The organism is Microcoleus sp. A006_D1, assembly GCF_036702805.1.
GTDB lineage: Bacteria > Cyanobacteriota > Cyanobacteriia > Cyanobacteriales > Microcoleaceae > Microcoleus.
The window spans coordinates 209465-232242 of the sequence record NZ_JAUBVZ010000009.1 but is presented as its reverse complement, the minus strand read 5'-3'; the positions used below and the strand labels follow the sequence as shown (position 1 = coordinate 232242).

The 22778-nt window shown below is 46.6% G+C and carries 24 protein-coding genes; 11 read left to right on the top strand and 13 right to left on the bottom strand.

Annotated features, from left to right (window positions below; all coding sequences use genetic code 11):
- Positions 1 to 52: 52 nt before the first annotated feature.
- From QUB68_RS18300 to cobA, 3 genes are all read left to right on the top strand, one after another.
- Positions 53 to 736, top strand: a complete 684-nt coding sequence (locus tag QUB68_RS18300) for a manganese catalase family protein (protein ID WP_332995110.1) — start codon at positions 53 to 55, stop codon at positions 734 to 736.
- Between the two features lie 134 nt (positions 737 to 870).
- Positions 871 to 1611: a sirohydrochlorin chelatase gene (locus QUB68_RS18295; protein WP_442923102.1), complete on the top strand. Its 741-nt coding sequence runs from the start codon at positions 871 to 873 to the stop codon at positions 1609 to 1611.
- On the top strand, positions 1608 to 2417 hold the full coding sequence (gene cobA, locus QUB68_RS18290) for a uroporphyrinogen-III C-methyltransferase (protein ID WP_332995107.1): 810 nt from the start codon (positions 1608 to 1610) through the stop codon (positions 2415 to 2417). The genes QUB68_RS18295 and cobA overlap by 4 nt, the downstream gene beginning before the upstream one ends.
- 105 nt (positions 2418 to 2522) lie before the next feature.
- Here the strand turns inward: cobA and QUB68_RS18285 are convergent, their stop codons facing one another.
- The 3 genes from QUB68_RS18285 to QUB68_RS18275 form a co-directional block, all read right to left on the bottom strand.
- Positions 2523 to 3239 carry a hypothetical protein gene (locus tag QUB68_RS18285; protein ID WP_332995104.1) on the bottom strand — a complete coding sequence of 239 codons (717 nt, stop codon included), beginning with the start codon at positions 3237 to 3239 and terminating at the stop codon, positions 2523 to 2525.
- A 48-nt stretch (positions 3240 to 3287) separates the two neighbouring features.
- Positions 3288 to 3842: a hypothetical protein gene (locus tag QUB68_RS18280; protein ID WP_332995102.1), complete on the bottom strand. Its 555-nt coding sequence runs from the start codon at positions 3840 to 3842 to the stop codon at positions 3288 to 3290.
- A 631-nt stretch (positions 3843 to 4473) separates the two neighbouring features.
- The gene (locus tag QUB68_RS18275) at positions 4474 to 6726 is read right to left on the bottom strand and encodes a transglycosylase domain-containing protein (RefSeq protein WP_332995100.1); all 2253 of its coding nucleotides are present in this window, start codon (positions 6724 to 6726) and stop codon (positions 4474 to 4476) included.
- 104 nt (positions 6727 to 6830) lie between these two features.
- Between QUB68_RS18275 and QUB68_RS18270 the strand changes: the two genes are divergently transcribed.
- The gene (locus QUB68_RS18270; protein WP_332995097.1) at positions 6831 to 7043 is read left to right on the top strand and encodes a hypothetical protein; all 213 of its coding nucleotides are present in this window, start codon (positions 6831 to 6833) and stop codon (positions 7041 to 7043) included.
- Positions 7044 to 7157: 114 nt separating this feature from the next.
- Here QUB68_RS18270 and QUB68_RS18265 read toward each other — a convergent pair whose 3' ends face one another.
- The 6 genes from QUB68_RS18265 to QUB68_RS18240 form a co-directional block, all read right to left on the bottom strand.
- A complete protein-coding gene (locus QUB68_RS18265; RefSeq protein WP_293175784.1) occupies positions 7158 to 7280 on the bottom strand; it encodes a photosystem II reaction center protein J in 123 nt (40 codons plus the stop codon).
- Between the two features lie 70 nt (positions 7281 to 7350).
- On the bottom strand, positions 7351 to 7473 hold the full coding sequence (locus QUB68_RS18260; protein ID WP_172190234.1) for a photosystem II reaction center protein L: 123 nt from the start codon (positions 7471 to 7473) through the stop codon (positions 7351 to 7353).
- A gap of 9 nt (positions 7474 to 7482) precedes the next feature.
- Positions 7483 to 7620, bottom strand: a complete 138-nt coding sequence (gene psbF / locus QUB68_RS18255; protein ID WP_006635504.1) for a cytochrome b559 subunit beta — start codon at positions 7618 to 7620, stop codon at positions 7483 to 7485.
- A gap of 20 nt (positions 7621 to 7640) precedes the next feature.
- Positions 7641 to 7889, bottom strand: a complete 249-nt coding sequence (gene psbE, locus QUB68_RS18250; protein WP_293144446.1) for a cytochrome b559 subunit alpha — start codon at positions 7887 to 7889, stop codon at positions 7641 to 7643.
- A 56-nt stretch (positions 7890 to 7945) separates the two neighbouring features.
- Entirely contained in the window at positions 7946 to 8959 is a 1014-nt protein-coding gene (locus tag QUB68_RS18245) for a photosynthesis system II assembly factor Ycf48 (protein WP_332995090.1), read from the bottom strand.
- A complete protein-coding gene (locus tag QUB68_RS18240) occupies positions 8946 to 9281 on the bottom strand; it encodes a rubredoxin (RefSeq protein ID WP_332995088.1) in 336 nt (111 codons plus the stop codon). The genes QUB68_RS18245 and QUB68_RS18240 overlap by 14 nt, the downstream gene beginning before the upstream one ends.
- A gap of 358 nt (positions 9282 to 9639) precedes the next feature.
- Here QUB68_RS18240 and ndhC point away from each other — a divergent pair, with 358 nt between their 5' ends.
- The 6 genes from ndhC to QUB68_RS18210 all read left to right on the top strand — a co-directional run bounded on the left by ndhC (position 9640) and on the right by QUB68_RS18210 (position 14921).
- Positions 9640 to 10002: a photosynthetic/respiratory NAD(P)H-quinone oxidoreductase subunit C gene (ndhC, locus tag QUB68_RS18235; protein WP_006635500.1), complete on the top strand. Its 363-nt coding sequence runs from the start codon at positions 9640 to 9642 to the stop codon at positions 10000 to 10002.
- Entirely contained in the window at positions 9993 to 10715 is a 723-nt protein-coding gene (gene ndhK / locus QUB68_RS18230; RefSeq protein ID WP_332995086.1) for a photosynthetic/respiratory NAD(P)H-quinone oxidoreductase subunit K, read from the top strand. The genes ndhC and ndhK overlap by 10 nt, the downstream gene beginning before the upstream one ends.
- Positions 10708 to 11211: an NAD(P)H-quinone oxidoreductase subunit J gene (locus QUB68_RS18225; RefSeq protein ID WP_265233756.1), complete on the top strand. Its 504-nt coding sequence runs from the start codon at positions 10708 to 10710 to the stop codon at positions 11209 to 11211. The genes ndhK and QUB68_RS18225 overlap by 8 nt, the downstream gene beginning before the upstream one ends.
- Before the next feature lie 150 nt (positions 11212 to 11361).
- Complete coding sequence (locus QUB68_RS18220; RefSeq protein ID WP_332995084.1) at positions 11362 to 12756, top strand: hypothetical protein; 1395 nt, start codon at positions 11362 to 11364, stop codon at positions 12754 to 12756.
- 114 nt (positions 12757 to 12870) lie between these two features.
- Positions 12871 to 14250, top strand: a complete 1380-nt coding sequence (locus tag QUB68_RS18215; protein ID WP_332995082.1) for a class I SAM-dependent methyltransferase — start codon at positions 12871 to 12873, stop codon at positions 14248 to 14250.
- A 50-nt stretch (positions 14251 to 14300) separates the two neighbouring features.
- Positions 14301 to 14921: a Uma2 family endonuclease gene (locus QUB68_RS18210; RefSeq protein ID WP_332995080.1), complete on the top strand. Its 621-nt coding sequence runs from the start codon at positions 14301 to 14303 to the stop codon at positions 14919 to 14921.
- 83 nt (positions 14922 to 15004) lie between these two features.
- Here the strand turns inward: QUB68_RS18210 and QUB68_RS18205 are convergent, their stop codons facing one another.
- Together QUB68_RS18205 and QUB68_RS18200 are read right to left on the bottom strand one after the other, a co-directional pair.
- Positions 15005 to 16273 (bottom strand): M16 family metallopeptidase, encoded by a 1269-nt coding sequence (locus tag QUB68_RS18205; protein ID WP_332995078.1) that lies wholly within the window; start codon positions 16271 to 16273, stop codon positions 15005 to 15007.
- Positions 16274 to 16762: 489 nt separating this feature from the next.
- Entirely contained in the window at positions 16763 to 18028 is a 1266-nt protein-coding gene (locus QUB68_RS18200) for a M16 family metallopeptidase (RefSeq protein WP_332995076.1), read from the bottom strand.
- 423 nt (positions 18029 to 18451) lie between these two features.
- Here QUB68_RS18200 and QUB68_RS18195 point away from each other — a divergent pair, with 423 nt between their 5' ends.
- Positions 18452 to 19480 (top strand): hemerythrin domain-containing protein, encoded by a 1029-nt coding sequence (locus tag QUB68_RS18195; protein ID WP_332995075.1) that lies wholly within the window; start codon positions 18452 to 18454, stop codon positions 19478 to 19480.
- A gap of 103 nt (positions 19481 to 19583) precedes the next feature.
- On the opposite strand, the gene QUB68_RS18190 is transcribed toward QUB68_RS18195, so the two are convergent.
- Positions 19584 to 19712 (bottom strand): hypothetical protein, encoded by a 129-nt coding sequence (locus QUB68_RS18190; protein WP_332995072.1) that lies wholly within the window; start codon positions 19710 to 19712, stop codon positions 19584 to 19586.
- A gap of 142 nt (positions 19713 to 19854) precedes the next feature.
- Entirely contained in the window at positions 19855 to 22389 is a 2535-nt protein-coding gene (locus QUB68_RS18185) for an MSCRAMM family protein (RefSeq protein WP_332995069.1), read from the bottom strand.
- Positions 22390 to 22778 lie beyond the last annotated feature (389 nt).

Sequence of the window (22778 nt, the reverse complement as noted above, 5' to 3'; positions counted from 1 at the left end):
AAGTCGGCAATTTGACGACTGTAACAACCGAACTAAAGAGAGGTATCGATCGATGTTTTTTCACAAAAAACAATTAATGGCTGCGGTGACAGTAGACGAAGCCAACCCCCGTTTTGCTCAATTGCTGCTAGAACAGTTTGGCGGAGCCACCGGAGAACTGACAGCAGCTCTGCAATACTGGGTGCAGTCCTTTCACTGTGAAAATGCAGAGATTAAGGATATGCTCCAAGATATTGCGCTCGAAGAATTCAGCCACTTAGAAATGGTGGGCCAACTCATCGAAATGCACACCAAAAACGTTGATCAAACAGATGCTTACAAAAGCACTTTGTTTGCGATACGTGGCGTAGGCCCGCACTTGTTGGACAGCCAAGGTCAAGCTTGGAGTGCTGCTTATATCAACGAAGGCGGGGATGTGGTGCGCGATTTGCGCGCTGATATCGCTGCGGAAGCAGGAGCTCGCCAAACCTACGAAGCATTGATTAAACTAGCGCCGGATGCCGGAACCAAAAAGACGCTGCACTTCTTGCTGACTCGGGAAATTTCCCACACTCAAATGTTCATGAATGCTCTGCAATCAATGGGCAAACTTACCGATCCGCTGTTCGGAAATATCGCGCCAGATTCAACAGTAGATTTGTTCTTTAACTTGTCTACTGATGGCAAGGACGAACCCAATGCTTTGAACTCTGAACCTACTTTCAAGTACGTCGCCGATCCTGCTCCCAAAGGTTAATTTGAGAGTTGTTTAGTTGTGTAGGGTGCGTGAGTTGAGAGATGCCGGCGAAATGTCGAGCAATTTTTAACTCACGCACCCTCTGGTGTTATAATTATTTGAAATCACGCTCGAACACTAACATCAAATCCCTATTGAAATTGCGATCGACTTACTTATTAGTTTCTCACGGCAGCCGTGACCCCAGACCCCAAATAGCTCTGGAAAACCTCGGTCAACTGCTGTCCCAAAAATGGCCCGACTCATCGGTGACAGTCGCAACCGCTACCCTAGAACTCGGCCCCGCGCCACTCCACGAACAAATTTGCCGTTTTGGCGATCGTACTCTTTCCCTCGGACTGACAGAATTGCAAATTCTGCCCGTATTTTTATTACCGGGAGTTCACGTCGCCGAAGACATACCCGCTGAGGTGGAAATTGCCCAGAAAACTTTTGGTGACAAGCTAAAAATTGAAGTGCGCCCGCATTTAGGTGTTCAGGAAGCAGGCTTAACAAACTTGCTGAAAACTCAAATGCAAGAGATAGCTTTTCTCCCCAATCTGCTATCCCCAAAATGGATTTTACTATCTCACGGCAGCCGTCGCCCCGGAGGCAACTCGACTGTTGAAGAAATCGCCAGCAAACTCGGTGCGTTGACAGCTTATTGGTCTGTGAAGCCGAGTTTGGCAGAAAAAATTGATAGTTTGGTTCGCGGTGGACAGCAGCAAATCGGAATTGTGCCATACTTCTTATTTAATGGAGGAATTACAGATGCGATCGCCAAAAATGTCGCAGAGTTAAAGCAGCAATTCCCTGCGGCGGAACTTCATCTCGCAAATCCTCTAGGCGCAAGTGTAGAATTAGCAGACTTAATTCGGGATTTAATTCAAAAATGAATCGCAAAGACACAGAAGAGGTCAAGGAAGCAAGCAAAATGTCTTTAGGTAAAGTGTATTTGGTAGGTGCAGGGCCCGGAGATCCGGGTTTGATGACGTTAAAGGGAAAAGCTCTGTTAGAGTGTGCGGATGTAGTGATTTACGACGCTTTAGTCAGCCATCAAATTTTGGCAGTAATCAATCCGCAAGCAGAACGAATTGATGCCGGAAAACGCAAAGGCCGTCACTCGTTAATGCAGGACGAAACGACTCAGTTAATGATCGACAAAGCTCAAGATAATGCGATCGTAGTTCGTCTCAAAGGCGGTGATCCATTTATTTTCGGGCGTGGCGGCGAAGAAATGGAAGAGTTGGTAAAAGCTGGAGTGTCCGTAGAAGTTGTCCCCGGTGTAACTTCTGGAATTGCGGCCCCTGCTTATGCGGGAATTCCTCTGACACACCGATCGTACAGTTCGTCAGTCACCTTTGTCACCGGCCACGAATCAGCGGGAAAATATCGGCCGGCAGTAAATTGGCAGGCGATCGCCCGCGGCTCCGAAACCATTGTAGTATACATGGGAATCCACAATTTGCCTTACATTATCGGCCAGTTAACAGCAGCCGAATTGAGTGCAGAAACGCCCATAGCCTTAGTGCGCTGGGGAACGCGACCCGAACAAGAAGAATTGATCGGAACTTTGGGTACAATTGTAGAGCAAGTTGAGACGACTGGATTTGCAGCCCCGGCGATCGCCGTAATCGGAAATGTCGTCAATTTGCATCAAACATTGTCAGGCTGTCGGCCAGTTTCTCAGACTGTAGAATAAGCGAAAAAATAGGGGCAAACAAGGGCGATCAATCACCCTTGTTTGCCCCTACACCCTCTATAGCCAAGCAAAAATTAGAGATTAAAATAAGCGGCTAGATGCTCGTTAGAAGGGCATCAGTTTGGGCTTTATGTATTGGCTGTTGGCGCGGATGAAGCAGTTTTTGCTGGGCACCCGCAGCCAGGAAGCGCCCCCAGCGGTGATGAAGCTGTTGAGGCCCCGATAACCGACATCAACGGTGCTGCCGTTGGGGAAGGTCGTAACGACAGTGCCACTAGGGGCAGTGGCGCGACAATTGAGCCTCGTTGGGTCGGTGACAACCCATTTAGGCCAAGTGGCGTCGCCTGCGGTTTCAGACTGAATGGTATTGGCATTGCTGGCGAGGAAATTGCCACTGCTATTGGCGACTGGGACGGCTTCGGTCAGATTGAGCTTTAAGATTGAACCCACGGAAGAGGGACAGTTGACCCCACCAGTAATCGTCCAAGTGGCTGTCAGGGGCGCAGGGCCCGAGTTAGAAACCGGACGTTGTAGTTTCAGGTTGCCCTTACATTGTTGCGTTGCACCAGGCCCCAAGCGAGAGTCGGTGAAGGTTCCAGTATAGGTTCTGATGCCACCACTGACGGTGACGGTAGTCGCCGCGAAATTACCTTCCCACTGTCTGCCGCCTACGGATGTAAAGTAGTAGCCTGTGCCACCAGGAAGTTCTGTAATATGAATAAAAGTGCTGCCACCGCTGGTTTTGTAGGCGCTGGCTTGGGCAATGTGGGGGCAAAGGGCGATCGCAGCGATCGCGCCTAAAATAGAAATTATGGGTTTCATAGTATGTCCTTGGAAGTAAGATAAATGAATTTAGTTCGATCGCAGATATTAGGGCCAGCAGGTATTTCCACTGCCGCCAAAGCACGCATTAGTCGATCGAGCAATACTGATTTGGGTAATACTTTTGACACCAGAGACGTATTTGAGATTTTCCCGGAGAGTCTTTATAATAGCGGTGTCGCGAAGGGCATCAGCCCCAATTCCGGTGGTGTTGAAGGCTTGGCAGAAGCGAATTTTGTAGGCAATTTTATTGCCTGTGATCTGGCGTTTGATCATAAAGCGACCTGCATTGATGGCTCCAGCAGGTAGGGTTTGACCGTTGCAGCCATTGGCAGAAAGCAGCGGTACGATCGCCTGTAGACCCGGTGCACTAGCAATTTCGCTACTGGTTGGCCCCTGAAATAACTGTTGGAGAGCACCCACATCCCGCAGAGGATTGCTCGTAGAACGATTTACCTTGTAGGTGTAATTGAAATCTTGGCCGCTCTTAGGCAACTGAGGAAAGTGCACGGTTACAGGTGCAGCGATTGAGGGGGATTGCGATAGCCCCAGAGCAACTAGACTCGAACAGCCGATCGCGATCGACAGCAAACTAAATTTCATGAGAAACTCCTAAAGTGGGTTTATCTAGACTTAAATAAATACTCAACTTAAATCAATACTCAGGATAGTTTTAGATCACCGAGGACAGAATCCGGGTTTCAGCTTTGTAACTTATTTCACCCTCAAATTCGATCGCGAATTCGTGTTGCATTGTTTATTAAGTGACCCTTTATTTGCATCTATTTCTTAGGTATAACCGCTAACGGAAATGCCTTGCCAGTCACTTTTTCTAGTGACACTTGTTTGTGGTAACTTATTTGAGTGTCACTCGTTTTATAGAGCAATACGGTTCACTTAAGACAGATATCCCTGGCACACCCCTTAAAAAGGGGGGGGACAACAAAGCTCTCAAAGTCCCCCTTCTTAAGGGGGATTTAGGGGGATCTCCGGGGCATAAATAGTGTTAAGTGAACCGTATTGTTTTATAGAGAGGGCGATCGTAATTAGTCAAAGGACTCAAGACTTACGTACACACTCTATCTGTAGGGTGCTTAGGTTGCACATTACCCCTACCAATAACAGTCTTAACCACCTTGGTGACTGCTATAAATAAGTCCACCAATACGCAAATCCCCAACTTCTTGAAGAAGTCGGGGATTTAAAAGAAGTAAAAACAATAATTTCAGCAATTTCAACGAGCTACCTGCCGCATATACTCCCCCCATAACTGAGCAGCATTTGCACTACCTCCCCCAGTCGGAGAATTATCATCATTTCCTAACCAAACTCCTGTCACCAGTTGCTGACTCGGAATATAACCCACAAACCACAAATCTCTATTATCATTAGTCGTGCCTGTTTTTCCAGCTTCTCCCAACCCCAAAGCAGCGCTGCTGCCCGTACCTCCCCGCACCACACCTTGCAGCATATCAGTCATCGTATCCGCTACGCCTTCAGAAACTAACTGCCGGTTGGCAACCGCATCTTTTTGATAGTCATAAATCACCCGGCAACTGTTAAAATCATTTCGATCTTTGCAATCGCTGCTGTCAATAATTCGCTTAATTACGTGGGGGCGATTGCCCAAACCCCGGTTCGCCAAAACCCCGAACGCACCCGTTAATTGCAATACATTAACTTCACTATCACCTAACACCAAACCAGGGGAAGAACGCAGCGGAGATGTAATCCCCAAACGTCTCGCCATTCCCAATACATTGTCTAAACCGACATCTTGTGCTACTCTCAAAGCAATTGCATTTTCCGACTGTGCTAAACCCCGATACATATCAGCACTGCCGCTGGTTCTTTCGCAGCCGCTGTAACTTTGTCCGCCCCAGGAAAGCGGTTCGCAAGAATAGGTCTTATTTGGTGATATTCCGCTTTCTAAGGCGGCTGTATAGGCGAAAATCTTAAATGTAGAACCGGGCTGTCTCAATGCTTGGGTGGCTCGATTAAACTGACTTTGCAAATAATCTACGCCCCCAACTAAAGCTAAGACTTCCCCGGTTGCAGTATTGAGAGTTACCACGGCTCCTTGAGAAAAACCTGCACTGGCTCCGCTATTTTCTACAGCATTTCTCAGGGAAGCTTCAGCTACTTTTTGCAGGCCGGGATTCAAGCCTGTTTCTACAATAAAATTGCCTTCTCTGGCTAACTGCTCCCCCAGCAAAAACTCCAATTCGTCAAATACATAATTGTAGAAATAAGGCGCGATCGTACTTTGCAGATATTGGCGAGCTTTGGGATTGATCTCAATTCGCGATCGCCTCGCGCGATCGGCTTCTTCCTGAGAAATCGTCCCCATTGCGCGCATCCGTTCGATCACGCGATCGCGGTACTGCACCGCCAACTGATAATTTTGAATCGGATTGAAACTGTTTGGCCCCGGCAAAATCCCCGCCAAAGTCGCCGCCTCCGACAAACTCAAATCCTTCGCCGACTTGGCAAAATAAAATCGAGCCGCATCCTCAAAACCGTAAAGGTCAATTCCCAAAAACACGCGATTTAAATAAGTCAGCAACAGCTCATCTTTGCTGTAATAACTCTCCAGTTTTAAGGCTACTACGGCTTCCCGCAACTTGCGTCCGCCCGAATCTTGAGTACCTACATAATCTCGAAACAAACTTCTCGCTAACTGCTGCGTCAAAGTGCTGCCGCCTTCGCGAATTCCTCCCCCGCGAACATTCGTCAATAGCGCGCGCAAAACCCCCAGCGGATCTACCCCCACGTGCCAATTGTAGCGGCTGTCTTCCGAAGCAAGTACCGCCTTGGATAAATAAGGCGAAAAATCCTGCAATTTCTTTAATTCTAAGTGAGCGTTATTCTGAGGAGGGCGCAGCGGAGTTTGGCCGTCGCGGGCGTAAACAATTACGGGGCCGTTGATGCTTCTCGGCAGAGGCCGCACTTGAAACTTGGTCGATTCAACACCTACCAATACCGCAATCAAAGCGGTGATTCCGCTGACGCCGTAAAAGCTGTAGCGCACAAGTTCAAAATACCAAGGCGGCGGATCTACGTACTGAATTCTGACGGCGGCGGCGAGTTCCGGCGGCCCTAATGTGAATACGTCTCCGTGACGCAGGGACATACTTTTAACTCGCCTTTTTCCGCTGTAAATGCCGTTGGTAGAGTCTTCGTCTTTAATTACAAAAGGTGTTCGTCGCCGAGTGTCCCGCGACAGGGATAGGTGCAGGTGACTGACAACGGGATTGCGAACTACAATATCTGATGATTTGGACGATCGACCTAACAAATATCGATCGCCCAATAGCGGATAAACCTCAGCTTTAGCTGCACCCGCATCCTGCACCCACAATTCGGGTACTTTGGCATTCGGTTTCAGCGCTAGCTGGTTAAAATTAACCTTGGCAATTGTCTGGACTGCTTGGGTAATCGCACCCAAGACGGTTTGAGGTTTGCGGGGCGGCTGCGGTGGGGTCATATTTCGCTATGGACTACGATCGAGCGATCGGCTCTTGCACTATTCTACTCGCAACTTTTACCTAATTTCCAAAGCAAGCCCGATCGGGGAAAAATCGAGTTTTTATGGAGATATCTGGAAAGAAACCCGGTTTCTCTGAGATTGTACCAGTGGCTCAGAAACCGGGTATCTGGGAAAATCTCGGTTGGGTGGCGAAATATCTGGAAAGAAACCCGGTTTCTCTGAGATTTTCTCATGGGGTGGGAGTTTATTTAGCCTGTTTGTGCTGTGAGAGGGTGACTTCCCTCTTCCCTCTTCCTTCAACATCCATCTATTAAATCCATTAAATCCGTTAAATCCGTTACATCATCCGTTGCCGAACTTCCTTCTTTTATAATCAAAACCCCCCTTAAAAAAGGGGGGTTAAAGGCATAAAATATGCCAGATTCTACTTACATCGAAGAACCCAAACCGGCATAAGCACCGTAGAAGAAAAGGCTCAAAATGCTCAGAGCACCGAGGCCTGCGACAGTAGCTACCAGCCACAAAGGAATTCTGCCACTTTCACTAAACATAGCGATCACCTCACTAATTCACAGCTAAACAAATTCGACTGAACCACAGAAATTAAACTCGCGTCACCAGTTAGTTAAAGAAATAACTGGAAAACAAAATACCCAGAGTAAAAATCAGCAACAGACCCAAATAAAGAGAAGTCCGGTTTAACTCAACAGGCTGTTCGTTGGGATTAGGAACGCGCTCAGGCATTGTAAACTCCTATCGTTGAATAAATTGCATTGCTGCGATCGCGCCCAAAAAGAAAATTGTTGGGACACCTAAAGTATGAACGGCCAACCAGCGCACCGTAAAAATCGGATACGAAATTGGCTCATTGTTTGGCGTTCTGCTCGTCATTTTTCCAAATCCTTGTAAAATTACTTGCCAATGAACTGATCTACTTGTTTCTTAGCTTCAAAGCGATCCGAGATAATCGGCACTTCTTCCCGCTGCTCTGTGAAATACTGGTTGGGGCGAGGAGTTCCGAAAGCATCGTAAGCCAAACCCGTTTGCACAAACAGCCATCCAGCAATAAACAAAGCCGGAATGGTGAGACTGTGAATTACCCAATAACGGATACTTGTAATAATGTCCCCAAACGGACGTTCTCCAGTTGTACCGGCCATGTAGAATCCTCCTTTCAACAACAAATCGACAGACAATCTATACTACTATTCTACTATCAAGCAGCTTGCGCTGAACCTTGATATTTAAGTAGAGTGCCGCTTGCGCCGATCACAAATCCGCGATCGGGGCCCATAAAGACAATCCTGTAAAAATTAGCAGGAACATCCTCAACTTCGCGGTCTTTTTGCCAAGTTTTCCCGCCGTCCAAACTGCACAGCAAATTGCCGCCGCCGCCGGCTACCCAAACTTCACTGTTAGTCCGGTAAGCCATGTCTAGCAAACCCCAACTCGCTTGGCGATCGGGAAAAAATGGTTTTCCCCAACCTTCAGCACTTTCGGCGTCGCTAAACTGAATTTGACCGCCGCGGGCGAGCATCCACAAACGCCCGTCCTTGGTAAAGCCCATATTTTGTAGGCGACGAGAACTGTTGCGGTTGTGAGGTTCCCAAGCTTCTTGTCCGGGTTTCCACACCGAATAGAAATTGCCTTTCGAGGAAACTGCAACATACTGTCCGTCTTCAGAACGGTTGATATTGCGAACTACCCCAAAAGAATCCTGGACGATCGCTTTCCAATTTTTGCCACCGTCAGAAGTCCGGTAAATTGCTCCGACATCCGTCGTCATGTCAGCCGTATTTGGGCCGATAGCTGCGATCGTACTCGGAGAACCTGGTAATTGAGAGCTCAAAGCAATCCGCGTCCACGACTTACCCTCATCCTCTGTGTGGAGCAGAACCGAAGGCTGACCTACAATCCAACCTTCGGAGCCCGCAAAACTCACTGAGGAGAAACGCGACCTAGTATCATCGATATCCAGTGCGATCGGCTTCCAGTTGGTGCCGCCGTCAGAGGTTTCAAACAGAGTCGCCTCCGAACCCACAACCCAGCCGTGCTCAGAATTGCCAGTAAAGGCAATATCCTGCAAATTAGCCGAAGTTGGCAAGGAAATCACCTGCCAGGGGTTGTAACTCACAGAACCGACGGTGCTGCAACTCGTACAAATGAGCGCAGCCGCCAATAACATTACAATTCGTTGCCAAAATCTCACAATCGTTTTACTGCAAACCATACATACTAAGTAAAAACAAGAAACCAACGACCAAGCCGCCAAAAATCAGCAAACTTTTCTGACCTTCAGTCATGCCGTTCACACCGACACCGTAGCGCTGATTTGCCTTAAATCCCGATACCCCTTCCATCTGACCGAGGTTTTGAAACATCGGCTTGCGCGCCGCGCAAACAGGACAGACCCAAGTCATAGGCAAATCTTCAAAAGCCGTGCCCGGGGCAATGTCAATTTTAGGATCGCCCTTTTTCGGATTGTAGACGTAGCCGCAGGCGCGGCACTCGTGCCGATCGAGGGTTTTAGTCTCAGTGGCTGGATCGCTCATAGCTCCAAAAAGAGTAGGTAAGCTAATCTTAAAAATATACATTAAAAATTATTGCAGAAGATGTACCGTTAATCTCGATCGACCAGTAATTTCTGTTACCGAAAAATTGGGCCTAAAGCCCCGTGTCCTGATCGGACGGCTTTTATGATAAGTTATGTATTGTTGATTCGCGAGATGTAAAAATCCGGTCTCAACTGTATAAATCAAAAAAATCTCAAATAAGTTGGGGCATCAACTATCGGGCTAGGCAATATCAGACAAGCCGTGCTTGCTTTTGCTGTTTAAATCCACAATCCCCATGCCTTTAGGTTGGGGAGTATGTCAAAGAACCCTTTCACAGAGGCAGTAATCATTCACCGTGTTTGCACTTAGCGGCTACGAGTATTTTTTAGGCTTCCTGCTAATTTCCAGCCTAGTACCTATCCTCGCCCTCACGGCGTCTAAGGTACTGCGGCCCAAAAGTCGTCCCTACGACCGACGCACTACCTACGAATCTGGCGTCGAGCCGATCGGCGGAGCCTGGATTCAGTTCAACATCAGATATTATATGTTCGCCCTGGTCTTCGTCATCTTCGACGTAGAGACCGTTTTCCTCTACCCTTGGGCGGTAGCTTTCAACCAGCTAGGACTCTTGGCTTTCATCGAAGCCTTGTTTTTTATCACAATTCTCGTTATTGCTCTAGTTTACGCATGGCGCAAAGGAGCCTTGGAATGGTCTTAAGTTCTGAAACACAAAAATCGTTAATTGTCAATCCCGCAGAGCGTCCGCAAGTCACATCCGAATTATCAGAAAACGTCATCCTAACCACGGTTGATGACATCTATAATTGGGCGAGACTTTCCAGCCTGTGGCCACTGCTTTACGGTACGGCTTGCTGCTTCATCGAATTTGCAGCTTTAATTGGATCGCGCTTCGACTTCGACAGATTTGGTCTAGTACCGCGATCGAGCCCCCGGCAAGCCGACTTGTTGATCACCGCCGGTACGATTACTATGAAGTACGCCCCCATCTTGGTGCGGCTGTACGAACAAATGCCCGAACCCAAATACGTGATCGCGATGGGCGCTTGCACCATCACCGGCGGAATGTTCAGCGTAGACTCCCCGACAGCAGTCAGAGGCGTTGACAAACTGATTCCCGTAGATGTGTACATCCCCGGCTGTCCTCCTCGTCCAGAAGCGATTATTGACGCAATTATCAAACTGCGGAAAAAAATCGCCAACGACTCGATGCAAGAACGGGCAAATTTGCTGCCAACTCACCGCTACTACACCAGACCCCACAAAATGAAGGTAGTAGACGACATTTTGGACGGTAAATATTTGTCAATTCCCGGCCGCATCGCCCCGCCGAAGGAATTGACGGAAGCCATGGGAATGCCCGTACCGCCCGCCCTGCTTGCAGGACAAAAACAGGAGGTACAACGTGGCTGAGACAGAAACTTCAATTGTTGAAGCCGGCAAGGTTTCTCAGTGGTTGACTCAGAATGGCTTTGAACATGAAGCTTTAGCGGCTGATAATTTGGGTGTGGAGATCTTAAAGGTCGATCGCGAATTCCTAATTCCGATGTCAACAGCATTGTATGCCTACGGGTTCAATTATATGCAGTACCAGTGCGCCTACGACCAAGGCCCTGGAGAAGATTTAGTCAGCGTCTACCACTTGGCTAAGCTGACAGATAATGCTTCCCATCCCGAAGAAGTCCGCGTCAAAGTCTTCATCCCCCGCGAAGATCCGAGAGTACCATCAGTTTACTGGATTTGGAAAGCAGCAGATTTCCAAGAACGGGAATCCTACGATATGTACGGCATTGTCTACGAAGGACATCCGAATCTGAAACGGATTTTGATGAACGAAGATTGGGTAGGCTGGCCACTGCGGAAAGATTACATTTCCCCTGATTTCTACGAATTGCAAGACGCTTATTAAGGGTGTTTTACGAGGGCGGGTTTGAGCATAAAATTTGACTTTTGGGGTTAAGTTTTAGGCGAAACTCGCCCTTTGTTTTTTAATTAACTGGTTCCTAGGCTCTGCCTGGGAACCGATGTCCAAAAACGCTATTTTCAAAAAAGTATTAGTATGGTTTACGAAACTGCTGGTTTAATAGCTTTACTAAGTATCGTAATAATTTACCTGCAACTTCGCAGGGGTAAGAATAAACCGGATGATAACAGGATCGAAGCACAGACAGTTGAGCTTAGGCAAATAAACAAGCAGTTACAACAAGGAAATAACCTATTTACCGCCTTTATAGTTCAAATCCTTGCAAGATTTAAGCAAACAGAGGCAGAACTCAAGGCCGCTACTACTGAGAACAATTCTTTGAAGCAGACGGCTCAAAGGCTACAACAACAGTTAGCAAGCGTTGAGAGCGAAAGAGATGAAGTAAGGAAAATTTCAACAAATCTTCGTATTGAAAATGTTTACTTTGAACAAAAAGTTGAAGAACTAGAAGCTCATAAAAAAGTTCTTATTCAAGAATTGGGTGGTTCTCTCAGTAGTCAAGATATAGAGTTTATAACGTGGGAATTTTTAATCGAGAAAGTTAAAGAGGTTACTAGCCAGCTTAATGAAGTCATAGCCCTAAATCAATCACTCATTAAAACAAATACGGATTTACAGCAAGAAAGAGACGTTCTGAGAAGAGAGTTAAATCAAGTTAAGGATAATAATACTAGATTGACGCAAGATAATCTACAACTCCGAGCTAGCAAAAACTCTTTAGAGTCAGAACTAAGACGAGCACTAGACCGAATTCAACCTTTAGAGCTAGAAGAATCCAAAAGAAGTTTAGAGCTACAGCTTAATGAGGAGAAAAAGAGAGTTGCACTTCTTCAGAAAGAAATTGAAAGTTTGAAAAATGAAAATAAAAATCTGGATCAGGAAATTAATCGGCTGCGTGCAAAAATAGCTCCACTAGAGGAGATCATAAAAGAGCTACTAGAAGAAATTGAGAGTTTGAGAATTATAATAATAACTCCGGATGAGGAAATTAATCGGCTGCGTGCAAAAATAGCTCAACAAGAGGAGATCACAAAAAAGCTACGAGAAGAAATTGAGCGTTTGAGAATTATAATAAGTTCGGATCAAGAAATTAATTGGCTGCTTGCAAAAATAGCTCAACTAGAGGAGATCATAAGAAGACTACGAGATGGTCATGATGATGAAATAAATTTATTAGAAGAGTATAATGATTTAGTTTATTTCGTTCAAACATCTTTAGGAGCTTCAGGTATAGAGGAATTAAATGATTGGGGTAAAACGGAAGAGTTTTACGTAGAACTTATCAGTAGGCTTTGTTTTATCGATATGATACTCGTAGCTAAAATTAGAGCCGGGGAATGTGAATTAGATTTATTTGCTCACAAAGATATTGCTGAAGCTTTAGATATTAGGTTTTGCTATCCCGGTAAATTCTTGTTTTGGAGTTATGGCGAACTGTGGTGGCAACTAAGTTATTTCTTCAATAGTTAAGTTGTAATTAAGAGTTTATCAATCTAACCGATGAGTTCCAACGATCGCAAAACAAAACTAGAATACGGGGATTTTCAGACACCGCTGGAATTAGCACAGATGGTGTGTCGGAAATTGATAGAACTTGAGGTTAACCCCAAATTCATTATTGAGCCAACTTGCGGCGTAGGTAATTTCATTGAAGCTGCTGCAAATTACTTTCCATCCGCCAGCCAGATTATTGGAGTTGAAATAAATCAAAGTTACTTAACAGAATTCAGGTCAAAGCATCAATTCTTACAGGATGAAAGATGTGAGGTTAAGCACGGAGATTTTTTTGATTTTGACTGGACATCATTAATCAATCAATTTAATCATCGGGTGCTGGTACTTGGCAACTTTCCTTGGGTGACAAATTCACAACAAGGAACTATTGGCAGTGAAAACTTGCCTAAAAAGAGCAATTTTCAAAAGCACAGTGGCTTAGATGCACTCACAGGTAAAAGTAACTTCGATATCTCAGAATGGATGCTGATTCAGGCGATACAATGGTTGCAAAATCGTGACGCAACTCTGGCAATGCTTCGCAAGACTTCCGTTGCCAGAAAGTTATTGAGTTACATTCATTCAAAAAAACTTAATCTCGCTAACTGTGCAACTTACAAAATAGATGCTAAAAAGTATTTTGATGCAAATGTGGATGCCTGTTTGTTATTCTGCCAGTTTGACTCAAGCTCGCAGAACTACTTCTGCGATGTATTTAGCAGTTTAGAAAGTTCAGAATTCCACCGCATAGGCTATCAAAATAATCTTCTAATTAAAGATATAGATTCTTTCAATAAATTGAGTAATTTATATGCTGTCAAGTCAGGCACGAAATGGCGATCTGGCGTAAAACATGACTGCTCGAATGTGATGGAGTTTCGGAAAATTGATAATCTTTTTGTCAATGGCTTTGGGGAAGCTGTCGAACTTGAGGAAACTTATCTATTTCCGCTACTTAAAGGCTCGGATGTCGCTCAAAATCGCATTAATGCCACAAGTCGCTATATTTTAGTAACTCAAAAATTTATTGGCGAGTCAACCGAACCTATCAGACATATAGCTCCTAAAACCTGGCGCTATCTAGAAGATCACGGACAATATCTAGATAATCGCAAAAGCAAAATTTATCAGCAAAATCCTCGTTTTTCAGTTTTTGGAGTTGGCGATTATAGTTTTAAATTGTGGAAAATTGCAATTTGCGGACTTTATAAAAAATTGGACTTCAGATTAATCGGTGCAATTGCTAATAAACCTGTAATTTTCGATGATACTGTTTATTTTCTCAGCTTTGAAAATGAGGGAGTCGCACGTAAAAGTTTTGAGCTTTTGAATTCACCTGCTGCAATTAGCTTTTATTCATCGATGGTATTTTGGGATGAAAAGCGTCCGATCAAATCCAGCATCTTAAATTGTCTCAATCTAACTCTGCTGGCAGATTTGGAATATTTAACCACAGATGCACGCAGATGAACGCGGATGGATAGAGATATAATTTATATGATCGGTAATTCTCAAAACCTATGACTCAAGCTTTACCCAGACTCGTAAACTTCGAGGAATTTGTGGAGTCGCTGCCTGAAAATTCGGCGGTACGCTACGAACTGCATAATGGAGATATTGTTGAGATGGCACAACCAGTAGGCGAACACGAGGAAGTTAAAGGCTTTCTTACAATCAAAATTTCCTTTCAAATAGAACGTCTGGGATTGCCATACAGTATCCCCAATCAAGTGATAGTTAGACCTCCTGAAAAAGATTCTGGTTATGTTCCTGATGTGTTGGTGCTGAATCGTGCAAATCTGGTGAACGAAACTTTATGGCAAAAACAGTCTATCCTTAGTTTAGGTGCATCGATACCTTTGGCGATTGAGGTTGTGTCAACCAATTGGCGCGATGATTACTATTTGAAATATGCCGATTATGAGGAGATGGGTATCCCGGAATATTGGATTGTAGATTATGCTGCGTTGGGCGGACGCAATTTTATTGGCAATCCCAAACACCCGACAATTTCTGTCTGTAATTTGGTTGATGGCGAATATCAAATAGTCAGGTTTCGAGACAATGAACGAATTCTCTCCCAAACCTTCCCGGATTTGAACCTCACCGCAAACCAGATTTTTCAAGCTGGTGCAGTTTAGTTTGAGAGTGCGTCAGATCGTGAATTTTGGTCGATCGCCCAAATCACCCAATCTGACGCACCCGAATCAACTAGCCCAATTCCTCAACAAACAGCAACCAAACCCAATTCCTTAATCGCGGCCTCCGGGCCCACCAAAGAAACATACGGTTGGATGAAGTATTTCTGAGCAGCTTCCTGAGCTTCAGCAGTTGTTACCGCCGCAAGTTCTGCTTGAAATTGCTCGTCAAATTTAATTCCCAATTCCAAAATTTCGTACCAGCCTAAAACTTGGGCAATTTGTGAATTAGTTTGTTTTCCTAAAGCATATTGACCGAGCATTTTATTCTTGCAAGCTTGCAATTCCTCCTCGCTTAGTTCGATGTTGGCGAGCCGATCGACCTCAGCGCGCAATCCTTCAAAAGCAGTCACCGTATTTTCCGGCGCTGTACCCATGTACGCGACAAACTGAGCCGTGTCCAGGCGCGTCGCATAGAGCGCGGAAACATCGTAAGCCAAGCCCCGCTTTTCCCGCAATTCCACAAACAACCGGCTCGACAAACCGTTACCCAAATAGGTATTCAGCAATTTGATCGCTGCGTAATCGGGATTTTTGACAGAGGGTGCGAGGTAGCCCAGCATAATCACTGATTGCTGGGTATCTTGTGCCTTAACGACGGATTGAGGGGAGGGTGTGAGAGGGGGAACGGTTAAAGTTGGGAGGGGTGTTAAAGGCGCTTTCCAGTCGCCAAAAGTTCGATCGATCAGGGCGATCGCATCTTCGGTAGATATTCTGCCGGCTACAGAAATAACTACATTATCGGGACGGAAATAGGTTTTGTGGAACTGTTCGAGCTCGTTTCTGGTGAGCTTTGACATCGTAGCTTCCGTGCCCAAGGTAGAGAAAGCATAGGGATGTTCCTTGTACATGGCGTGTCGCAATTGCTCGAAGGCGATCGCAAATGGCTGTTCTTGTTGCGATCGAATTGCCGATATAGCGATGCGGCGTTCGAGTTCGACTTCGGCTTCTGGGAAAGTGGGCGATCGCATCAATTCGGCCGCCAACTCCAAAATGTCCTGAAAATCGGCAACAACCGTCTTTAAACTCACTAAAAAATAGTCTGTAGTCGAGTCGGTACTCAACCTCGCCCCCACCGATTCTACACGTTCGGCAATTTCCAGCGAAGACAGGCGATCGGTTCCCTTAGTCATTACCGCCGACAGCAAGTGACACAATCCTGCTTGTTCCGGCTGTACGCAGCGGCTACCGGCGCGCAGAAATATCCTAGCTGCAATAATATCTGCTGCTGGATTTTCTGATGCTAAGACAACAATACCGTTGTCTAAAACCGTGCGCTGAATTTCATTTTTCATGATTAATTTAGTTAGTAATTGGGAATTGGGAATGGGTAATTGGTAATTGCTAATTGGTAATTACTCGATCGCCATTTTTCTATTTTCCATTTGCATCTTGTGACGATCAGTCCTGGACGCACGGGTGGTCAGAAACCGGGTTTTTCACGAAAAGACGCGCTGTAGTTCACAGATTAAGGATCGCGAATTCAATAACTTACAATTTTAATTGTTATGTGGGATGGGCGTCTCGCCCGTCCCACAAGGGCGGGCGAGACGCCCACCCCACAAACTTGTGGAAGTTATTTTATCCTCATTCCTAAGTAAAAAACCCGGTTTCTTTGATAGTGGTGAGTTCAAGACTGATACTGTCAGACCGACTAGGGTTTGACGCACAATATCTAAATGTAACAAAATTTACTCGCTCCGGCTGCGCCGTAAGCGCAGAAAACCCCGGACAAACGAAGATTTATCCGGTATCAAAGATATTGATATTGACCAGCTTAACAATCAGACGGGTTTGAGCACCACGGCGGCGTAGCGCCGGGGAGAAAGATATTGTTGAGCTAGGCGCTGGAGGTCTAATGGTTTAAATGCCTGAATTCTGGTAGGATAGCTGAGCGCTAATTCGGCAGTGGCGATCGTACTGTAATATCCGTAAAGACCGGCTAACTGTCCCGGCGTTTCGAGGGAGAAAGCGAAGTCATTGCACAGCAAACGCTTGCAGCGCAGCAGTTCTGCCTCAGAAACAGGCTCAGATTGCAATTCCCAAAGCCGATCGCAAATCCGAGCTTCCACCTGTTCGACATCCTCGGCTTCCAAGACTGCACAAATCGTAAACAAACTCGATTCCCGCTGTAGCGAAAAAGAGCTTTCGATCGCCTGTACCAATTGTAATTCTTCCCGCAGTTCCCGAACTAAACGCGAAGTCCGCCCGTCTGCGAGCAACACCGACAGCAAATCCAAGCCGCAAGCACTTTGCAAGTGTTCAATTCCCGGCCCAGTCCACGCCATCATCAGCCGCGCTTGTTCCAATCGGGGGAGACGGAGTTCCTGACGGCGAATTTCTACTAACGGCGGTTCGGCTTCTGCTGTAAACTTGGGACAATCCCACGTGTCTGAAAAGTTGTCGAAGGCTTTCCCTGTAATATCTCTGGCTTGTGCTTCCTCAATTCCTCCGACTATCACCACAGTCATATTTTCTGGCTGATAGTGCGATCGATGAAAACAGCGCATTTCGTGAGGAGTTCGCGACATCAGCAATTCTTCCGTGCCCAGTACCGATCGCCTGTAGGGATGTCGCTGGTAAACTGTTTCCATCATGGCTTGGAAACCCACCCAATCGGGATCGTCTTGAGCTTGGCGGATTTCTTCGAGCACCACATCTCGTTCGCGATCGAATTCCGCATCGGGAATTGAAGCGCGCAACAGCAATTCTGCCAGTGGTTGCGCCGTTTCTGCTAAATAATCAGCGCCAGCGTTGACATAAAAATGGGCGTAGTCGTGACTTGTAGCTGCGTTGGCGACACCGCCGCGATTTTCGATTACTTTGTCAAATTCTCCAGGGGCGATCGCCTCCGTCCCTTTAAATATCATGTGTTCTAAAAAATGAGCCATTCCCGACCAAGAATCCGGCTCCTTCGTAGCGCCAGCCCTCACCCACACGTCTAGCGCAACCACCGGTGTGGCCACCATCCGCTGGTGAATGACGGTTAACCCATTGTGCAGCTTCCAGACGTTGGCTGGGAACTCTAAAGCAGTGAGCAGTTGAGACAAGCTAGTTCTTCTTAAACTTTAGTTAACTTCGGCTGCAACTATGGTAGCGCTTTACTGATGTGCGATCGGGATTGATTGATACAGAAATCATCACTGCTATCTGCAATTGAACCTTATAGTCCTGGACGCACGGGGACTCAGAAACCGGGTTTTTTTACGAAAATTTTTCGCACTCACCCACAGATTAGGTAAAAAACCCGGTTTCTTTGGTACTGATGCGTCCAGGACTGCCTTAATCATCAGTTATTTTTTGCTTTTTGCTTTTTTTCAAGCAGCCTCAAATACATACCATTTTTTTGCTCGAAAGTCAATAGCTGGCGCGGAATATTAATGAATCAGTCGGGAGAAAGAGGATGTTATCTGAGTATTTCAATAAATTAAGAGATGTAAGAACACTAAAGACATCCAGAGGAGAAACGACAGATGGTAGCTACCCTTGAAGATACCAAGCGCCAAGCGATCGCGATGAAATTAGCAGACATGAAAGCGCTGCAAAACCTGCTGATCGCCAACGAGCAATTGTTCATCAATTCCTGCAACGACTCCGAACTGTGCGATCGCTTCCGGGATATGCTGGAGGACGATCGCAAAAACCTGGGCGTATTAGAAACCACGATCATCCAATACGGCATTCAATCCGAGCCCAAAGAAACCACCACAAAAATGATCGAAGAAGTTCAGAAACTTATGGAAGGTTCTGAACTCACCCTGTTTGAAAAAGTCACCGAGCACGAACTGCTCAAACACAAACAAACAATGGCCGGCTTGTTAGTACACAAAGCCGCTCAAGTAGTAGGCGCAGACATCGAAGCCGCCATTGTACCCCTCAACACAGTCAACTTTGAAAACCGCGCCCACCAAGAACAACTCAAAGGAGTTATGGAAATCTTGGGAGTGCGCGAACTCACCGGAAAAGACCCCGATCAAGGCGTTTGGGCCCGCGTGCAAGATGCAATGGCAGCCATGAGTGGCATCATCGGCGGTGCAGTTACCCGCACCAAAGATGAGATGAACATCACCGAAATCATCACAATGGATCACCGCAAAGTCGATACCATATTCATGGAAATCGAAAAAACCGAAGATCCTCAAAAACTGCAAGAATTCTTCGGTCAACTTTACAAAGACTTAAGCGTTCATGCAGAAGCCGAAGAACAAATTGTGTATCCCGCAGTCCGCAGCTACTTCAGCGATACTCAAGCGCTGTACGACGAGCAAGCAGCAATGAAGCAAATGCTCGCCCAAATTAAGGCTCTCAACCCCAGTTCTTCTGATTTCAAAGGTCAAATCCAACAGCTCAAAGTAGCGGTTCAGGCTCACGTCAAAGAAGAAGAAAACGATATGTTCCCTCAAATTCGCCGCAACCTGAGCGAAGCACAAATGGAACAAATGGCTACTCAGTTCAAAGCAGCCAAGAGCACGATTCAGCAAGAAATGGCTAAGATGAGCTAATTCAGCAGCCCGCTACTTTCCACTCTAGCAAAACTAGAGCATAGCTAAACTGCAACCTATCAATCCCGCTACCAAGGTGGCGGGATTACTGTTTTGTCTAAACTCACCAATGTTCAATATGAGGAGTGAATTCCTGACTACAAACATTAAGTTCGTAGTCAGGAATGCAAGTCCTTTCTTTCTCTCCGTTAACCACAGAGCCGCCGTTGGGATGCAAAATTTGACCAGTCATGCTTTTTGCCACACTCTACGACTAAAGACAGTTTGTGCGATCGGCACAACACAAAAATGCACCCCAAAACGATATTTTGAGGTGCAGTTTAAACAACCTAGCTGCTAATTGCTGAGGCTCTAATTAGAAACTCAAATTAACCTTAAAACAGCGGAGTCGAAGTTGGAGCACCCAACAGCAAGTCAGGTTTGTCGAAACCTTGCTCTGCCATAAAAAATGCAATCTGGGAATTAGCCGCTTCTTTCAACTTGTTGAAGTCAAAATTCATCACACCTGCTGTCTCAGGAGCGAGCAAGCTATCGACACTGCTGGCTGTCACCACAGCAGCAGAACTGCCGCCGTTAGTCAAAGGATCGATGCTAACTGTAGCAGCCATCTCCGTGCCGCCAGTCAACGGATCGAGGCTAGAAGCAGCTCTTCCCGGAAGAGGAGGAGTAGCAGTCGGCAGTGGCACCGAAGGCGTAGTATTCGGGCCCGGCACGTTAAAGCTAACAGGATTAGGGCCCGTGCGAATGGGGAACGCGTTGGGAACGTTCGGATCGTCGAAAACTTCCAAAACCGAGTAAGTGGCCGGGAACAAATTGGGAAATAGAGCAATCCCCTGCGCGTTCGTTCTTACCAGCGGCTCAGTGGCGGCATCGTAACGACCGTTCCGGTTCAAATCCAAAGTAAATGGGACATTGGCAAGAGGCGGTTCCGCCCCATCTTGTACGCCGTTGCGGTTGTCGTCTCGGAATTTGGGAACTAACAAATCATAGCGACGAGAGTTGCCAATCAAAGCGCAAGTAAAAGTTTGATTGGGGCCCAAAACGATATTGAGCGCTTGAGTTGTCTGGAAGAAACCAGGAGGAGGTACTTCTCGCAGGTTGTAAGTACCCGGACGCAAATTGTTGAACGCAAAGGTACCAAACTGATTAGTAGTGGTAGTTGCTTCCCCTGCATCAAGGGCGCCGTTGTTATTGCTATCAAGAAAAACCGTAACGTTGGCAATCGCTGGTTCGTTTCCGTCTCGATAGCCGTTGAGGTTAAAGTCCTCGAATTTGCAACCAGTAATGTTGCTGTTCGGCGTGTTGGCAAAAGTAACGTTAGCGTCCTGAGTGCTCAGAGTCACCGGAACAGCAGCAGATGTAGAAGCCGAGAAACCAGCCGGTACGACTTCCCGCACCGTGTAATTGCCCGTCGCCAGGTTGGTAAAGGCTCCTCTGCCTTGGGCATTAGTCTGTATTTGTTGTTCTCCGGCGTCAGGAGTCCCGTTATTGTTGGTGTCGAGGAACACAGAGACACCGCTCAGGGGTGCTTCACCTTGAGTTGGCTCGTAGCGACCGTTTCCGTTCAGGTCATTGTATTTGAATACAGTGATGTTAGGTAGAGTGTTTCCCACAGCAGTATTCGCTCCAGCCCCAGTATTAGCTCCCACAGGAGTAAAGGTAAGTGCTGGCGATGGGTTAGTCGCTGGGAAAGGCAAAGGCGTGTTTGCAAAAATCGGGCGTACACCCGTTGTTGCAATAGAAACTTCTCCTGTTTGTTGAATACCGTCGCGGTTGGTATCTACAAATTTAGGGTCGTTTGGTTTCAGTGTATAGGTTGAATCTGTTACTAAGATCGGTTGCTCTCTGCTGATCGTACCCTGGAACCGTGCTTGCGGGCCTGGTGCCGAAACCAGAGCGGGGTTGGGAGTGGTTGTGACCGGAGCATCGAGGTTGCCTGGAGCACCGCCACCGGGCAGTGTCGCGGGAAAAATTTCCAAGACTGAGTAATTGGCAGCTCGCAAATCGCGGAAGGTAGCCACTCCGTTGACATCGGTGATGGCGATGGGTTCTGAGGCTTGATCCCAGCGACCGTTGCCGTTCAAATCTAAAATGAAGGGTACGTTAGCAATGACTGGTTCCAAAACTCCATTGACCACATTTCGGGTGCCGCTGCGGTCATTGTCCCGAAATTTGTTAATTTCAATTTGATAGAGCGGAGTGTCGCCAACTTGAGCGCAGGCAAAGGTTTGACCTGCTGCTACCGTTACGTCCAGTACAGGAATGTTGTTGGGTGGGGTGCTTTGGGGGAAATCTCTTTCTAGGGGTTCTCCGTTGACACCGTTGACTCGTTCTTCCCGAATCTTGTAGGAGCCTGGTGCTACATTAAACGACCACGCACCATTTTTGTCTGTTAGGGTGTTCGGTTCGCCTGCATCGCGTTGACCGTTGCCATTTGAATCAATATATATCCTGACATTTTTAATCCCCGGTTCATTTCCGTCGCGAAAACCGTCGGCATCGATGTCGAGGTATTTGCATCCAACAATGCGGCTGCCCACAACTGCGGTGTTGCCAAAGAAAACGTTGGCGTTGGTGTTTCCAACGGTGACAGCGAGGGGATTGGGAGTCGTAGTACGGAAACCAGCAGGTACTGTGGTTTCTGTGAGTACGTAGTTACCAGGGATAATATTTGTGAATGAGAACGCTCCGTTAGCGTCCGTAAGGACGGAGACATCCCCTGTATTTAATTGGCCGTTGCTGCCGATCGCAGGTTCGAGCAGAATGGGGATATTTGCCAGACCTGGTTCATTTGCCTGTCTGATCCCATCCGCGTTCAAGTCATTGAACTTGATACCTAAAATTGCCGGGCCTGTATTCCCAACCTGTAATTGCTGGGCAATCCGCTCTTCGTTAGTTAAATCTGCCATGATTTCTCTCCTTCACACCTAAATCCACGTAAATTACAGACTACTGTATTGGTTTGTCAATAGCTGAGTAGCTTTTGCTAGTCTCTGACAAACGCTACTCGATTTTACATACGTCTGTGCTTGAGGTAATGTTCCCCATCTCACACAACAATGCCTCAAGCTTTGTCGCTGGCAAGTATATCAGGTTTTGAAGAACCCTGGCAATTTGAGGGCAACATCTTCAAGATTTGCAGGCCTTCTGTGTCCCTACATACTTGCTGGTTCGAGCTTTAAAAAGACCTTGACTGAATGCTCCCGGGCGATATCTAGTCTGGTGGTATCGTGGTTATTTGTCACAGCAAACTGTGACCGATCGATCTACCGGACTAGATATCACTTTGTTTTGCCTG